General features: G+C 48.1%; 14 protein-coding genes. 13 read left to right on the forward strand and 1 reads right to left on the reverse strand.

Translation table 11 applies throughout. The features are described 5' to 3' along the window. Nucleotides 1–131 precede the first annotated feature (131 nt). The 9 genes from K6T23_RS07485 to K6T23_RS07525 all read left to right on the forward strand — a co-directional run bounded on the left by K6T23_RS07485 (nucleotide 132) and on the right by K6T23_RS07525 (nucleotide 10,527). The gene (locus K6T23_RS07485; protein WP_056538318.1) at nucleotides 132–1,073 is read left to right on the forward strand and encodes a carbohydrate ABC transporter permease; all 942 of its coding nucleotides are present in this window, start codon (nucleotides 132–134) and stop codon (nucleotides 1,071–1,073) included. Further along, nucleotides 1,073–1,900 (forward strand): carbohydrate ABC transporter permease, encoded by an 828-nt coding sequence (locus K6T23_RS07490; protein WP_238284397.1) that lies wholly within the window; start codon nucleotides 1,073–1,075, stop codon nucleotides 1,898–1,900. Before K6T23_RS07485 ends, K6T23_RS07490 begins: the two co-directional genes overlap by 1 nt. 72 nt (nucleotides 1,901–1,972) lie before the next feature. Beyond that, nucleotides 1,973–3,241 carry an ABC transporter substrate-binding protein gene (locus tag K6T23_RS07495; RefSeq protein WP_238284074.1) on the forward strand — a complete coding sequence of 423 codons (1,269 nt, stop codon included), beginning with the start codon at nucleotides 1,973–1,975 and terminating at the stop codon, nucleotides 3,239–3,241. A 148-nt stretch (nucleotides 3,242–3,389) separates the two neighbouring features. Continuing rightward, nucleotides 3,390–5,186: a cache domain-containing sensor histidine kinase gene (locus tag K6T23_RS07500; protein WP_238284075.1), complete on the forward strand. Its 1,797-nt coding sequence runs from the start codon at nucleotides 3,390–3,392 to the stop codon at nucleotides 5,184–5,186. Beyond that, nucleotides 5,164–6,741 carry a response regulator transcription factor gene (locus K6T23_RS07505; protein ID WP_238284076.1) on the forward strand — a complete coding sequence of 526 codons (1,578 nt, stop codon included), beginning with the start codon at nucleotides 5,164–5,166 and terminating at the stop codon, nucleotides 6,739–6,741. The genes K6T23_RS07500 and K6T23_RS07505 overlap by 23 nt, the downstream gene beginning before the upstream one ends. Continuing rightward, nucleotides 6,738–7,469, forward strand: coding sequence for a ThuA domain-containing protein (locus K6T23_RS07510; protein WP_238284398.1), 732 nt, complete (start codon nucleotides 6,738–6,740; stop codon nucleotides 7,467–7,469). Before K6T23_RS07505 ends, K6T23_RS07510 begins: the two co-directional genes overlap by 4 nt. Continuing rightward, nucleotides 7,466–8,488: a Gfo/Idh/MocA family protein gene (locus K6T23_RS07515; protein WP_238284077.1), complete on the forward strand. Its 1,023-nt coding sequence runs from the start codon at nucleotides 7,466–7,468 to the stop codon at nucleotides 8,486–8,488. Before K6T23_RS07510 ends, K6T23_RS07515 begins: the two co-directional genes overlap by 4 nt. A 17-nt stretch (nucleotides 8,489–8,505) precedes the next feature. After that, the gene (locus K6T23_RS07520; RefSeq protein WP_238284078.1) at nucleotides 8,506–9,546 is read left to right on the forward strand and encodes a Gfo/Idh/MocA family protein; all 1,041 of its coding nucleotides are present in this window, start codon (nucleotides 8,506–8,508) and stop codon (nucleotides 9,544–9,546) included. 12 nt (nucleotides 9,547–9,558) lie between these two features. Next, nucleotides 9,559–10,527, forward strand: coding sequence for a sugar phosphate isomerase/epimerase family protein (locus tag K6T23_RS07525; protein WP_238284079.1), 969 nt, complete (start codon nucleotides 9,559–9,561; stop codon nucleotides 10,525–10,527). A 484-nt stretch (nucleotides 10,528–11,011) separates the two neighbouring features. Here the strand turns inward: K6T23_RS07525 and K6T23_RS07530 are convergent, their stop codons facing one another. Next, on the reverse strand, nucleotides 11,012–11,689 hold the full coding sequence (locus K6T23_RS07530) for a B3/B4 domain-containing protein (RefSeq protein WP_056538290.1): 678 nt from the start codon (nucleotides 11,687–11,689) through the stop codon (nucleotides 11,012–11,014). Nucleotides 11,690–11,772: 83 nt separating this feature from the next. On the opposite strand from K6T23_RS07530, the gene queG reads away from it, so the two are divergent. From queG to nfsA, 4 genes are all read left to right on the forward strand, one after another. Beyond that, the gene (gene queG / locus K6T23_RS07535) at nucleotides 11,773–12,906 is read left to right on the forward strand and encodes a tRNA epoxyqueuosine(34) reductase QueG (RefSeq protein ID WP_238284080.1); all 1,134 of its coding nucleotides are present in this window, start codon (nucleotides 11,773–11,775) and stop codon (nucleotides 12,904–12,906) included. A gap of 70 nt (nucleotides 12,907–12,976) precedes the next feature. Then, nucleotides 12,977–13,840, forward strand: a complete 864-nt coding sequence (locus K6T23_RS07540) for an amidase domain-containing protein (RefSeq protein WP_238284081.1) — start codon at nucleotides 12,977–12,979, stop codon at nucleotides 13,838–13,840. Nucleotides 13,841–13,900: 60 nt separating this feature from the next. After that, nucleotides 13,901–14,374, forward strand: a complete 474-nt coding sequence (gene trmL / locus K6T23_RS07545) for a tRNA (uridine(34)/cytosine(34)/5-carboxymethylaminomethyluridine(34)-2'-O)-methyltransferase TrmL (protein ID WP_056538281.1) — start codon at nucleotides 13,901–13,903, stop codon at nucleotides 14,372–14,374. 87 nt (nucleotides 14,375–14,461) lie between these two features. Beyond that, a complete protein-coding gene (gene nfsA / locus K6T23_RS07550) occupies nucleotides 14,462–15,211 on the forward strand; it encodes an oxygen-insensitive NADPH nitroreductase (RefSeq protein WP_238284082.1) in 750 nt (249 codons plus the stop codon). The last annotated feature ends 103 nt before the right edge of the window (nucleotides 15,212–15,314 follow it).

The following is a 15,314-nucleotide window of genomic DNA, read 5'->3' on the forward strand; positions in this document are numbered from 1 at the left end:
CTCAGGCGGGGGTCTTTTTTTTGATCCCTAAAGAGGTCAATATCGTGCCCCATCCATGTCAACTCAGTTGACTATAAAAAGTAAGCGTTTACATTATAATGAAAAAAAGCGCGACCGAAGGGGGAGAAGAGATGGAACCAAAGATAGAGACGGGACCGGTCAGGCCAGAAGCACAGCTGAAGCCTGTTCCTAAAAAAGGACTTAAATGGAAGAACATATTGACCTATAGTGCCTTCGTGGGTCCGGCACTAGTGTTCTTCCTGGTTATTCAGATCATCCCATTCTTGATGGGACTGTATTATTCATTTACATCTTGGAACGGGGTCAGTTCAGCTGTGGAGTGGGTTGGATTCGATAATTATATCCGGATATTCACCGATGATCAGGTGTTCTTCCAATCCTTTATGTTCACAACGAAGTTCATGTTTGCCGCAGTGGTGATCAGCAATGTGATCGGGTTCGGGTTTGCCCTTCTCTTGAATGCCGCCTTGAAGACGAGGAATATCCTGAGGACCGTATTCTTCTTGCCGAATGTCATCGGAGGCCTGCTGCTTGGATTCATCTGGCAGTTCATCTTTGTAAAAGGGTTTGCTTCGTTGGGAAATGCAACCGACCTTTCTCTGTTCAAGATGCCTTGGCTTGGAGATGAGAAGACCGCTTTCTGGGGCATCGTCATCGTCTTCGCTTGGCAGATCAGCGGTTATATGATGGTCATATATGTAGCAGCCCTGCAAGGTGTCGATACATCTTTGTTGGAAGCAGCAAAAATTGATGGTGCATCGAACTGGACGCTGTTGACAAGGATCATTGTTCCCCTCATCCTGCCGGCTTTCACGATTTGCTTCTTCCTGACGATTTCCATGGCATTCAAGATCTTTGATCTGAATATATCCCTGACAGGCGGGGGACCATTCAACTCCACCCAGTCTGTAGCCATCAATATTTATCAAGAAGCATTCCAGAATAACCGGTACGGTCTCGGTACAGCCAAATCGATCCTGTTCTTTGTCATCGTCGCCGTATTCACTACCGTCCAGGTGATGATCACGAAGAGGAAGGAGGTCCAGGCATGATGAAAAACCGCTATACAAAAAGGACGTTCCTGCTCGAAATTGTCGCAATCGCACTGGCCATCGTCTTCATGATTCCCTTTTACTTCGTACTGGTGAATTCGGTCAAACCGTTCGCAGCCATCTTGATCGATGCAGCGGCCTGGCCGGAAGAGTTCATGTTTTCAAACTATGCAAGGGTGTGGGAGATCATTCAGTTCCCCCGTGCCTTCATGAACTCCTTCATCATCACCACGATCAGTAACATCGGTCTGGTTCTGATTTCCTCCATGGCCGCATGGAAAATGGTCAGGACTCCGGGGAAGTTCAGTAAGGTCCTATTCATCTTATTTGTATCAGCCATGGTCATTCCTTTCCAAACGGTCATGATTCCCCTGATGAAGGTAGGTGGGACACTGGGTCTGACTAACAGTATACCGGGATTGATCCTCATGTATTTCGGTTTCGGCGTCCCTCTGTCGCTATTCCTGTACCATGGCTTTGTCAAGACGGTGCCGGTAGAGATCGAGGAGTCGGCCATGATGGATGGATGCAGTTCATTCGGTGTCTTCTGGAGGATTGTCTTCCCCCTATTGAAGCCTATCACCGTCACCGTCGTCATTCTGAATACGCTCTGGATATGGAATGATTATCTTCTTCCGCTCCTGGTTCTGCAGGATGCAGAGCTCCGTACGATCCCGCTTGCTGCCAGCTCATTCTTTGCACAGTATACAAAGCAATGGGACATGGGACTTGCCGCTTTGGTCCTCGGGATCACACCGGTCATCATTTTCTTCCTGTTCCTTCAGAAGCATATCATTAAAGGGATTGCATCAGGATCAATCAAGTAGATATAAACTTTCTGTATATTCCATGCAGAAAATTATATAAAATTTATAAGAAGAATGGGGAGGTCGAATCTAGTGAAACGTATTCTGCTGTTAAGCATGTCGTTGATTCTGGTGTTTGGGAGCATTGCAGGCTGTTCATCCAAAGGCTCTTCGGGTTCAGGAGGGAAGAGTGACGGGGATGTGGTGACCCTGAATTTCTTCCAATTCAAGGTTGAAATCGCCGATCAACTTCAAGAAATGATCAAGGAATTTGAAGCAGAGCATCCGAATATTAAAATCAAGCTTGAGACGGTAGGAGGAGGTGCGGACTACGGTGCAGCGTTGAAAGCGAAATTCGCTTCCGGAGAGGAACCGGATATTTTCAACAATGGAGGTTTCAAGGAGCTTGATCTCTGGAAAGAGAAGCTTGCAGACCTTTCAGGTGAGCCGTGGGTCGATCATGTTCTTCCAATCGGTAAAGTCCCGATGACTGATGAGGATGGCAAGCTATACGGGATGCCGGTCAACCTAGAAGGGTACGGGTTCATTTATAACAAAGATCTTTTCGAAAAAGCAGGTATAAAGGAAACACCAAAAACTATCGACGAACTGAATGATGCAGCAAAGAAATTGAAAGCCAAGGATATCACGCCGTTTTCAGCCGGTTATGGCGAATGGTGGGTCATCGGACAGCATCTGCTGAATATCCCGTTTGCCCAGCAGGAGGATCCCGATGCGTTCATCAAAGGATTATATGATGGAACAGAAACATTCAAGGATAATGACAAGTTTAAAGAGTTTAAGAGTGTACTGGATGCAGAAATCAAGAATGCCAACGATAATCCACTGACGACGGATTATAACACCCAGGTGACGCTCTTTGCATCAGGGGAAACTGCGATGCTTCAGCAAGGGAACTGGACAGAAAATATGATCACCGAAGTCAATCCTGATATCAACATGGGCTTCCTGCCGATTCCACTGGACAATGATGAGAGTGCCGACCGTCTTCCTGTAGGGGTACCGAACAACTGGGTACTCAATAAAAACTCCAAGCATCTGGATGAAGCGAAGATGTTCCTGGAGTGGATGGTTTCATCTGAAACAGGTAAACGTTATATCACAGAAGAGTTTGCCTTCATTCCGGCTTTCGATAACATCGAACCGAATGGATTGGGAGACCTTGGTGAATCCATCCTGACGTACTCGAAGGATGAGAAGACAATCCCTTGGACATGGTTCCAATGGCCGGATGGAGCGAATAAGGAATTCGCTGCTACCATTCAGGAATATGCTGCAGGCAAGATCGATTATGATACAGTCCTGGATCGATTCCAGAAAACATGGGATAACCTGAAGTAAGAGAGGAATGGAAAGCACTGGTCATGGGTGCTTTCCATTTTTTATCCCCTCTATCAGTATTTTAAAATATTTTTTTAGAAAACCCTTTCAAATAGGAGGAGGGAAGATTTATACTATTTTATAAGCAAGTTTCGGGGGGCCTGGACCGATGTTGAAGGGAAGCATCCGCAATAAGCTCATTTTCTTATTGATGATTACGACGATCCTGCCCTTTGGCTCTTCGATCATTGTCACCTATCTCTATACAAAGGATTCCATGGAAGACCAGGTGGTGAAAGAGAGCAGCAACTTGCTTTACCAGGGGAAGGTGAATCTTGAAGGCTATATCGGAGAATTGAATGATTTGTCCCTCTCCCTCTATAACAATCCAGACTTTATCAATTATATGAAATCCCCCGACAAAGACCATGGCTATCTGACCATCGGGATGGTGAAGAATGTAATGCAGACCATCCTTTACACTGGTGATACGATCAACGGGGTCAAGATCTCTTTTCTTGACGAAGACCGGTTCATCTCGGCAACCAGGCGGACCAATGTCGTATTCTCAAGGGGGATACCCGAAGAAGATGAGGCTTCTTTTCTGAAGGCTGCCCAGAGTCCATTCAATATGTATATTGAACCTGCTTATAGCCAGCAGGAGGAGAAAATCAGGCGCTCAAAGGAAATCGTGACGATCCATCGTGCATTCCGGAACATCCCGGATAATGACGTCCTTGCCTACATATCACTCGATATCGCTCCGGATAAAATCATCGATCTCAGCCGTAATATGTACAATAGTGAATCTGAAGAGTTTTATGTTCTATCACCGCATGGGGATATGATCTACAGTTCCGATGCCGAGATATCGGATAAGCAGCAATGGATTCAAGAGGTCATCGGTGAAGAGAAAGAGGCGGGAACCATCGAGTGGAAGAGGGATGACTTCAATGGGGTGATCATGTACGATCGCCTGTCACCTTCTGCAGGAGGGTGGTTCCTCGTCAAACGTGTTGCTTATGCAGATTTATATGAAAGCGCTTTTAATGTAGCGAAGATCAATATCCTCTTTGGGGTCATCGGGCTTGGGCTGGTGGTCTTGGCCACCCTGTTTGTTTCATTCAGGATCACCTCACCCATCCGTGGGCTCCTGCAATCCATCCAGCAGGTTGAAAGCGGTAATATGAAGGTGAAGGCCGAGACATATAGCGAGGATGAAATCGGGGTCCTGAGCAGAAGGTTTCATCAAATGGTAGACAGGATCAATCAACTTATCAACCGGGAGTATAAGCTTGAGCTTGAGAACCGCACCAGTCAATTGAAGATGCTCCAGTCACAGATCAATCCGCACTTTCTGTACAATGCACTCCAATCAATCGGTACACTCGGCTTGAAGAATCATGTCCCGCACATTTACTCCCTTGTGACCCATCTTTCTAAAATCATGAGATACGGGATGGATATGCAGGAAGACGTCGTTCCCCTTCATAAGGAAATCACCTATGCGACTGCTTATCTTCTCCTGCAGAAAGAACGCTTCGGAGATCAGCTCAGATACGACATCCTTGTTCATGAAGACGTAAAGGAAGTCTCCGTCCCCAAGATGATCCTGCAGCCCATCATAGAAAACTACTTCAAGCATGGTTTCGACGTGAGAAACGGGGCAGGCGTCATTACCCTGGATTGCCGACGTGAAGAAGATCAGCTGATCATCATGGTGAAGGATAATGGGGGAGGCATTCCGGAACAAAGGCTTGAAGAGATTGAAAAGCAATTGTACGACCCATCAAAAAAGACAGAAGGGCATATCGGATTGAAAAACGTGTATGTTCGATTGGAGCTGTACTATGGCGGGAAGGCTGCTCTTTTGCTAAAGAATCTGGATGAGGAAGGATTCATGGTTAGAATCGAAGTACCGCTGCAATGGGAGGGTGAAGCCGATGAAAGCCATCATCGTGGATGATGAGAAGCACGTGCGAGAGGGGTTGATCCTCCTTGCTGATTGGGCAGTCCATGGAATCGATACGGTCATGGAAGCAGAGGATGGGGAGGAAGCCGTCGAACTGATCCAAAAGCACCGTCCGGAAATCATCTTCACTGATATGCGCATGCCCAAGAGAGACGGAATCAGCCTGTTGAAATGGATCCACACGGCAGGTATCCGAAGTAAAACCATCGTCGTAAGCGGACATGATGACTTTGAATTGATGAGGAATGCCATTCATTATAAGAGCTTCGATTATCTCTTGAAGCCCATCGAGCCCGATATACTGAATGAAACCCTCGAGAGGGCTGTGAAGGAATGGAGAGATCATCGTCGTTCGGAAGCGGAGGAGAAGCAGGCCATGAACGAAGTGAAACCCCGGTACTGGGATCACTTGCTTTCGACTCTGTGCCGTCAATCCTTTGTCCCTCCTTCAGCGGAGAAGGAATTTCTCAAGGAGCATGGACGATCGCTGATGGACTGTGAAAAGCGTATTGCGATCTTTTCAGTGAAACCCATGATCCGACACGTCTTTCAAGGCGATCGCGAACTGACGGTTTTTACAGTGATGAATATTTGCAATGAGTGGCTTAGGAGCAAGGATATCGGGGTCTGTTTCCGCCATACACATTCAGATGATGAGATTGCCATCCTCCTCTGGGATATAGATGATGCAGAGAGCAGGCTCCGTCAATTGACCGAGCGAATCTATCAATATAGCAGTGTGCAGATCACCATGGCCATCGGAATGGTTTCCACCCGAATGCATGAAGCGTATCAAGCAGCACTGGCCATCCACTTTGGAAAGGATTTGACCGGGAAGGCGGCGGTTGTATCCAAGATTGAGAGGAAGTCAGAGCCTCCCCACCTTTTCGATTATTCGGCGGAGTTGAAGCTTCTCATCCAAGCTGGAGATAAAGATAAGCTCTCATCCAAAGTACTGATGATCATGGATGCCTTAAATAGGAAAGAGGGACTTACCCTTGCCCGCCTGAAGGAGTGGGATGATCAGTTCAACCTCCTCCGGTCAAATTGGCTCAAAGAGTACGGCATATCCCTAGAAAGAAAACCGGAGGAATCGGACTATTGGGGAAGGGACGGATCTTTTTTGGTTGATCGGTTCAAAGAGGATAAAAGAAAAGACTTTCTTGAACTCATCGACTGTCTGTCGAACATCAGGTATCAGAAAGAAAAGAACCCAATGCAGGAAGTGGAGCAATTCTTGATGAAGCATTACGTGGAAGAAGTAAGCCTTCAGGAAATCGCCGACCGATTCTATCTGAGCAGGGAGTACATCTCCCGCAGATTCAAACAGGAATACGGAGTGACCATTACGGATTATCTGACATCGGTCAGGGTGGAGAAGGCAAAGCAGCTCTTATCCAATCCTTACGTGAAAATCTACCAGGTTGCTCACGATGTGGGATTCCAGAATGAGAAATATTTCAGCAAGGTATTCAAGAAGCATACAGGAGCAACACCGGCACAATTTAGGCAATCGCTTGCACAACGACAAATGGAGGGAATCGAATAATGAATGTTACAGTTTGGAACGAAAACCGTCATGAACAACAGAATCCAGTGGTGAGGGAAATCTATCCTAAAGGAATACACGGAGCAATCGCTTCTTTCCTGGAAGAGGCATTCAATGTGAGGACAGCCACATTGGATGAACCCGAGCATGGCCTGACGCAGGAGGTTCTTGATGGAACAGATGTATTGATCTGGTGGGGGCATCTTGCCCACGGGGAAGTGAGTGACGAAGTAGTAGAAAGAGTGAAGCAACGGGTACTGGATGGAATGGGTCTGATTGTTCTTCACTCCGGTCACTTCTCGAAAATCTTCAAGACTCTCATGGGCACTTCCTGTGATTTGAAATGGCGTGAAGCCGACGAGAAAGAGCGAATCTGGATCGTGGATCCATCCCATCCAATTGCAGACGGGATCGGGGAAAGCATTGAGCTTGAGAAAGAGGAGATGTACGGCGAACACTTTGACATCCCGGCGCCGGATCAGCTGGTGATGGTGAGCTGGTTTGAAGGAGGAGAAATCTTCAGGAGCGGATGTACGTATCAGCGTGGGAATGGAAAGATCTTCTACTTCCGTCCAGGGCATGAAACGTATCCTACCTATTACCATCAAGACGTTCAAAAGGTGATTGCGAATGCAGTGAAGTGGGCTGCCCCAGTGAACCGGAACCGACCTGTCTATGGAAATGCACAGCCACTTGAAACGATCAAAGCGAAGGAGGAAGCAAAATGAAACCATTGAAGATTGGTGTGATCGGATGCGGCAGCATCGCGAAACATCGGCATATTCCTGAATATATGGCCAATGAACATGCAGAAATCGTGGCGGTTTGCGATATCGTAAAAGACCGTGCCGAAGAGATGGCAGACCAGATTGGTGCAAAAGCGTATACGGATTACAAAGACTTGTTGAAGGATGAGTCGATTGAAGCGGTGAGCGTCTGTACGCCGAATGCCCTTCATGCTCCGATATCCGTTGATGCATTGAAGGCAGGGAAGCATGTGCTATGCGAAAAGCCGATGGCCACTTCCACTGAAGAAGCGGAAGCCATGATTGTGGCAGCCAATGAAGCCGGTCGAAAACTGATGATCGGACACAATCAGCGATTTGTCCCATCTCACCAAAAAGCAAAAGAGCTCATTTCCAAGGGAGAAGCCGGAAAGATTTACAGCTTCCGCACCGCATTCGGTCACGGCGGTCCTGAAGGCTGGAGCGTGGATGGAAAGGATAGCTGGTTCTTCAAAAAAGAAGAAGCCTTCATTGGTGCCATGGGTGATCTTGGGGTCCATAAAACGGATCTTATGCGATATATCCTCGGTGAAGAATTCGTGGAAGTAGGCGCATTCGTTGAAACGTCTTCCAAAGAAAATGCAGATGTCGATGATACGGCCGTATGCGTGTTGAAAACGGAGAGCGGGACCATCGGGACCCTCGCTGCAAGCTGGTCCTATCAAAAGGAAGATAATTCGACCGTCATTTATGGTGAAAAAGCCGTCCTTCGACTTGAAGAAGATCCTGTCAATTCCCTTGTCGTCCAGTATTCAACGGGTGAGGTCGTCAAATATGAACTGGGTGGGATCCAGACGAACGATGACGGCGGTCAGTCTGCATCGGGAGTCATCGATCGATTCGTGACGTCAGTCGTAGAGGACCTTCCCGCAGCTGTCCCGGGTGAAGAAGCCATGAAATCACTTCAGGTGGTCCTGGGAGCCCTTGAATCAAGTAAAACCAAACAGATCATCAGACTGTAAGATAAGGAGTTTCAGCCATGACAAAGCTCAAAATGGGAATCATCGGCGCCGGGGGAATCGCCCAGGGCCGCCATATTCCTGCTTATAAAAAACTGTCAGATATCGTGACCATTACAGCGGTGAGCGATCTTAACCCGGCAACCGCTGCGGGAGTGGCAAAGGAGCACGCCATTCCCCATGTTTTCAGCGATTATCATGACATGTTCGACGTTGTGGATGCCGTCACCATCTGCACCCCGAATAAGTTCCATGCGGAAATCAGCATAGCCGCGCTGAATGCAGGAGTACATGTTTTCTGTGAAAAGCCCATGGCGATGACCGTGACGGAATGCGAAGGCATGATCGATGCATCCAGAAAATCAAGGAAACTCCTCGGAATTGCATATCATTACCGGTTCATGAAGGATTCCATCGCTGCAAAAAGGGTCATTACTGAAAACGAAATCGGCGAGCCGATCGTAGCAAGGGCGCGTGCAATACGACGTCGCAAAGTACCGGGCTGGGGCGTATTCACCAACCGGGAGCTTCAGGGAGGCGGGAGCCTCATCGACTACGGATGCCATTTCCTCGACCTTTCCTTATGGCTTCTTGGCAATCCGATCCCGGTTGAAGTGACTGGTACTGCTTATAACAAGCTCTCTCGCATGCCTGGACAGGTGAATCAGTGGGGGGACTTCGATCGGGAAAACTTCGAGGTGGATGATCATGTGACAGCCTATATCAAATTTGATAATGGTGCATCCATGTTGTTCGAAACATCCTGGTCGGCCAACGTCAAGTCGGATGAAGAGAGCATGAGCATCTCAGGTGAAATCGGGGGGATCGACCTTTTCCCATTCCAGATGAATCAGATGAAGCACGGCATGCTCCTGAATAGTGAGGCGGATTGGATACCCGGTGACGATGATGCGGGCATCCCCCAGGCGATGAATTTCATCAAGAGCTGCTTAGGCGATGAAGAGCTTATAGTAAAACCGGAAGAAGCACTGCAGGTTTCAGCCATAATCGAAGCCATCTATAAAAGCAGCGAAACGGGGAAAAGCATCACATTAAGATAGGAGGAAACATAGATGAAGCTCGGAGTATTTACTGTATTATTCTCTGAAAAGAGTTTTGAAGAGATGTTGGACTATGTGAAGGAAGCGGGGCTCCATTCCGTGGAGATCGGTACGGGCGGTTATCCAGGTAAAGCCCACTGTGACCTCGACGCTCTACTCGAGAGTGAAGAGAAACGCAGTGAGTATGCGGAGAAAGTGAAGTCAAGGGGACTGGAGATCAGTGCTTTCAGCTGTCATGGAAACCCACTTACGCCTGACAAATCATTTGCAGAAGAATCCCATAGAGCCCTTGAGAAGACCATCCGTCTTGCCGGTCTGATGAACGTACCTGTTGTGAACTGCTTCTCCGGTACGGCCGGGGATCATGAAGGAGCGAAGCATCCCAACTGGCCCGTCACTCCGTGGCCGAATGAGTACGGCGATATATTGACATGGCAGTGGGAAGAGAAATTGATACCGTACTGGAAGGAGATGGGGAAACTCGCAGAGGAAAATGGCGTGAAGATCGGTCTTGAGCTTCATGGCGGGTTCCTTGTACACACCCCGTACACCCTTCTGAAACTAAGGGAAGAAACGAGTAAAGCCATCGGTGCCAATCTCGATCCGAGTCATCTATGGTGGCAGGGGATTGATCCCGTTGCCGCCATCAAGATCCTCGGCCAAGAAGATGCGATCCATCACTTCCATGCAAAAGATACGTACATCGACCAGGACAACGTCAACATGTACGGTCTGACAGATATGCAGCCATACGGAAACGTAAGGAGCAGGGCATGGACGTTCCGTTCAGTCGGATGTGGTCATGGGTTGCAGGAATGGTCCGACATGATGAGCGCCCTTCGTACGTATGGGTATGACTACGTTGTCAGCATCGAACATGAAGACCCGATCATGTCGATTGAGGAAGGCTTCCTCCGTGCAGTGAAGAACCTGAAGTCGGTCCTGATCGAGGAGACACCGTCTGATATGTGGTGGGTGTAAGCCCCCGGTGGCTAAGATCACTCTTTGCACGGAAAGTGGTAGACTAAGAATATGTGAGTAAGAAAGAAAACTCCTTTGTGGAACCATTCTACAAAGGAGTTTTTTATTGAAGACTAGTGTCATTCTTGTAGTGGAAAGTTTGCAGTGCATTTTACATATTAGAGAGGATAAGATAGCAGTGAGGATTGCCTTAACGCAAGTAAATCCACGGTTGGATAGTAAATGACTGGCTTCCTAACATTGCTCAAATTTCTATAGCCTTTTGCATCATCAAAGAGTGTATTGAAGCGGAAGGGACTTGACTCCTACGGGAAAAGAGGGATGATCGAGACCCCGTAAGAATGAGGAGGCTCGACTTCCTCCCCGTGGAAAGCAAGTCCCTGGAGCGAAAAGGAACGGTCTATGTTCCTCCCAATACCCTATAAAAAAGGACAAAACCAAAAGGCAAAAATCGCCTATCATGGTTTTGTCCAATGGAGTACTATCAATAATCCGTCGTGACGACCGTATGTGTGGCTTCACCGCCGTGGATGCCGATGAACATTTCCTCGAGGGAAGAAGTAAGCTGATCGCATTCGTCCGATGACAGTGAAGGTTTCATGTAGATGATCTGAACAGCCTCCGTTGTCTTCTCATCGACAGGCGCACGTGCCGAGTCCACAAACGGACTTCCAAATGGACCCGATCCATCGCAAGCAATGATCAGACCTTCAAGTGAATTGTCCCTGCCGTTCAGCCCTTTGTATGATTCTCCGGGCCCCCCTACGCGCAGGGTGAGGGAGTTGCCGTCCACCTTGTTCCAGTCGTATACTCCGACGGGCACTTGATAGCGGAGGGAAAAGAAATTATTGAGGTCGATAGCCGAATTGATCGTACCTAGATAATTCTGTTTCCCGATTCTCCTGTAGAGCGCCTCAGCTGAATGACGGTAGCGGTTGGGATCTTTTCCGGTCTTCCTGAATACATCTCGCCATTCGCTGATCCCCGGAAAGTCCGTCACGCTTTGATCCTGAAGGTCAAAGTAAATGGACTCTTGAAAAAGCTGAAGACGCCCTTTGAGCATCTGTGGGGATTCCCCGACCTCGATGCCCCTATAGTGAATGATCCCTGCCTTGAAATCGGGGACCTTTTCTTTCAATGTTGAATCAATGATGATTTCCACTTCATTTCCCTCCACATTTCGTTTGAAATAGTTTATCATAGTACAATGCATTCATGCGAACGAGAGAAAGGAGGCAGATGAACATGGACATGGAACAGTTGAAGTCGGATATCATTTCCTATAGTAAAACGATCGGCATCGATAAGATTGGTTTTACTACGGCGGATACATTCACGGAAATGAAGAATCGCCTCATCCGTCAGGAAATGGCGGGGTTCCAATCGGGTTTTGAAGAACCGGACATCGAAAAGCGTGTTGACCCGTCCCTCACATTCGATCAACCCCGATCCATTATTGCCATCGCCCTTGCCTACCCTTCAAGGATGAAGGACGCCCCAAGGAGCAAGAGGGGTGAACGTAGGGGGATCTTCTGCAGGGCTTCCTGGGGAACGGACTATCATCATGTCCTAAGGGATCGGTTGAAGAAGCTCGAAGAATACATCGTGTCCCGTATACCTGAGGCACGGTTCAGGTCCATGGTGGACACAGGAGAACTCGTGGACCGAGCAGTATCAGAACGGGCGGGTATTGGATGGAGCGGGAAGAACTGCTCGATCATTACACCTGAATTCGGTTCGTACGTCTACCTTGGGGAGATGATCACCAATCTACCCTTTTCACCGGACAAGCCCATTGAAGACGGCTGCGGCACCTGCAATAAATGTGTGGATGTATGTCCGACTGGCGCACTGATAGAGGGGGGCAGGCTCGATGCTCAGAAGTGCATTGCATTCCTGACGCAGACAAAGGGATTCCTTAAGGATGAGTACCGGGTCAAGCTGGGTAATCGGATTTACGGATGCGATACATGTCAGACGGTATGTCCTGAGAATAAGGGAAAAGACTTTCACCTCCATGAGGAAATGGAGCCGGATCCTGAAGTGGCCAAACCGCTCTTGAAGCCGCTTCTGACGATTTCAAACCGGGATTTCAAGGAAACATACGGTCACATCTCCGGTTCTTGGAGGGGGAAGAAGCCCATCCAGAGAAACGCCATCATTGCACTTGCACATTACAAAGATGAAACCGCAATCCCTGATCTGATCGGGGTTTTGAAGAATGATGTCCGTCCTGTCATGAGGGGAACCTCGGCCTGGGCCCTCGGGAAAATCGGTGGACAGGAAGCGGAAGAAGCGTTGAAACATCAGATCGAGAATGAAGCGGACCCCGAAGTACTGGCAGAAATTCAAAAGGGTCTCCATTTGATGACAGAATAGAAGCCGCCCTTAAGGGAGCGGCTTCTTTTTGTTTCCTTCACCGCATACCCATTAGGGAGGAGGGGAGCGTATGATCAGAAGGGTATTAATGGGGAACATCGGGGTCGTGATCAATGATTTCACTTCAAGCAGTCACTCGGAGTTCGAGAAGGTCAATCGCAAGAAGGAGTCCTTCAGGAAACGTGAGGCATTGCTGCTCAAGGTGGGAGCGACTGGAAGGATCCATACCATCGACAAACAAAGGGACGGTACAGAAAAGGTCACTTATTCTGTTCACTATACGTATTTCATCAAGCATGGAGATCACTACTATCTTGAAGAGGAAGTGGAAAACCGGAGAGCTGTTCATTATGGCGGAGTGATCTATGAAGACGTGGAAGAGCCCATTCCTGCCATGGAGCCTGGTGTAGATGAGGAGGAGTCGCGAGAAGGGGAAAGGCTCGAATACCGCTATGATCGCCATGCTGCCGTTCAATACGCGGAAAAATGGTGGAACAGCTATAACCCGGCCTTTAAAAAGTTCGAGAACGACTGTACGAATTTCATTTCACAGTGCCTTCATGCAGGGGATGCCCCCATGAGGGGATACCCGACCAAGGGAAAAGGGTGGTGGATGAGGAATCAGAGCTGGAGCTACAGTTGGACCGTCGCCCATTCCCTTCGGCAGTATATCCCGAATTCATCAGTGGGACTCCGAGGGAAGCTGGTGGACTCTCCCGATAAGCTGAAACTTGGGGATGTGATTTGCTATGATTTTGAAGGGGACGGACGGTTCGATCATACGACCATCGTGACAGGGCGGGATGCAGACGGGATGCCGCTGGTGAATGCCCACACGTATAATTGCCGCATGAGGTACTGGAACTACGAGGATTCCACTGCTTACACCCCCAACATCAAGTATAAATTCCTGACAATCATGGACGATTGCTGACAACCTTTTTATAATAGTGGTATAATGTCACCTATAGTTTTAAGAATGAGGTGACAACACTTGGGAGTACATGTTGTTTTATATCAACCGGAAATCCCCGCCAATACGGGGAATATCGCACGTACGTGTGCAGCCACTGATACGACGCTCCACCTGATCCGTCCACTTGGTTTTTCCACGGACGATAAGATGCTGAAGCGTGCAGGGCTGGATTATTGGGAATTCGTTGAGATCATCTATTATGATTCCTTGGAGGAATTCTTCGAAAAGAATGCTGAAGGGGAGTTCTTTTATCTGACCAAATACGGTAAGATCCCCCATACAACGTTCGACTACAGCGATGTAGAGAAAGATCATTATTTCATCTTTGGAAAAGAGACGACTGGTCTTCCCGATGAAATAATCGAACAGAATATGGACCGTGCGCTGCGGATTCCCATGAATGGGAATGTACGCTCATTGAACCTGTCCAATACTGCGGCGATCCTCGTGTATGAGGCCCTTCGTCAAAAAGGGTACCCCGGACTCGATTGATGCGGGATGAATGAAAGGAATGAAAATCAAATGATTTTCATTCCTTTTTTCGTTTGGTTTATACTAAGAGTCAAGGAGATGATACCTATGAATGAAACAATAGAAACGATACTCAAGCACCGTTCCATCCGACAGTTTACGGATCAAACCTTGACTGATGAGGAAATCCTTACGATTGTAGGCTCTGCTCAAGCTGCAAGCACGTCAAGCTACATACAGGCGTATACGATCATCGGGGTGAAGGACCCTGAGAAGAAGAAGAAACTCGCCGAGCTCGCCGGGAATCAATCCTATGTAGAGCATAACGGTCACTTCTTCGTGTTCTGTGCCGACCTCCATCGTCATGAAAAGATCGGTGAGTGGGAAGGAGCCGATGTGGTTCCGACACTTGAAAGTACCGAAAAATTCATGGTGGCCCTCATCGATGCGGCACTGGCAGCGCAAAACGCATCGCTTGCGGCAGAATCCATGGGTCTTGGTATCTGCTATATCGGCGGGATCCGCAACGATCTTGAACAAGTTAGTGAAGTATTGAATCTTCCCGACCGGGTCGTTCCGTTGTTCGGTCTTGCAGTGGGACATCCTGCACATGAATCCGACGTGAAACCGAGGCTTCCATTTGAAGCCGTCTACCATGAAGATGGATATGAACGGGATGAAGAGAAGATGAAGGATACATTGAAAGAGTACGATGATACCATTTCTTCCTATTACCACGCCCGTACAGCCGGGAAACGATCCGACCGCTGGAGTGGCCAGATGGCCAATATGCTTTCGAACAGACCCCGCATGTATATGAAGGAGTTTGTGGAGAAAAAAGGATTCAATAAGCAATGAAACAAAAAAACTGACCAATAGGGTCAGTTTTTTTGTTTAGTTGGAGCCGGGCTTGTCATTATAGCCTGCAGTGAAAATTGCAGTCAAGAAAGCCAAGGATACT

This window comes from Rossellomorea marisflavi (genome assembly GCF_022170785.1).
GTDB classification, from domain to species: Bacteria; Bacillota; Bacilli; order Bacillales; family Bacillaceae_B; genus Rossellomorea; species Rossellomorea marisflavi_B.

Excerpts from the sequence above, each read along its gene's own strand:
- K6T23_RS07520 (WP_238284078.1), top strand. The coding sequence starts at position 8,506 with ATGACAAAGCTCAAAATGGGAATCATCGGCGCCGGGGGAATCGCCCAG.
- queG (WP_238284080.1), top strand. The coding sequence starts at position 11,773 with ATGGACATGGAACAGTTGAAGTCGGATATCATTTCCTATAGTAAAACG.
- K6T23_RS07505 (WP_238284076.1), top strand. The coding sequence starts at position 5,164 with ATGAAAGCCATCATCGTGGATGATGAGAAGCACGTGCGAGAGGGGTTG.
- K6T23_RS07500 (WP_238284075.1), top strand. The coding sequence starts at position 3,390 with ATGTTGAAGGGAAGCATCCGCAATAAGCTCATTTTCTTATTGATGATT.
- K6T23_RS07525 (WP_238284079.1), top strand. The coding sequence starts at position 9,559 with ATGAAGCTCGGAGTATTTACTGTATTATTCTCTGAAAAGAGTTTTGAA.
- nfsA (WP_238284082.1), top strand. The coding sequence starts at position 14,462 with ATGAATGAAACAATAGAAACGATACTCAAGCACCGTTCCATCCGACAG.
- K6T23_RS07515 (WP_238284077.1), top strand. The coding sequence starts at position 7,466 with ATGAAACCATTGAAGATTGGTGTGATCGGATGCGGCAGCATCGCGAAA.
- K6T23_RS07485 (WP_056538318.1), top strand. The coding sequence starts at position 132 with ATGGAACCAAAGATAGAGACGGGACCGGTCAGGCCAGAAGCACAGCTG.
- K6T23_RS07540 (WP_238284081.1), top strand. The coding sequence starts at position 12,977 with ATGATCAGAAGGGTATTAATGGGGAACATCGGGGTCGTGATCAATGAT.
- K6T23_RS07490 (WP_238284397.1), top strand. The coding sequence starts at position 1,073 with ATGAAAAACCGCTATACAAAAAGGACGTTCCTGCTCGAAATTGTCGCA.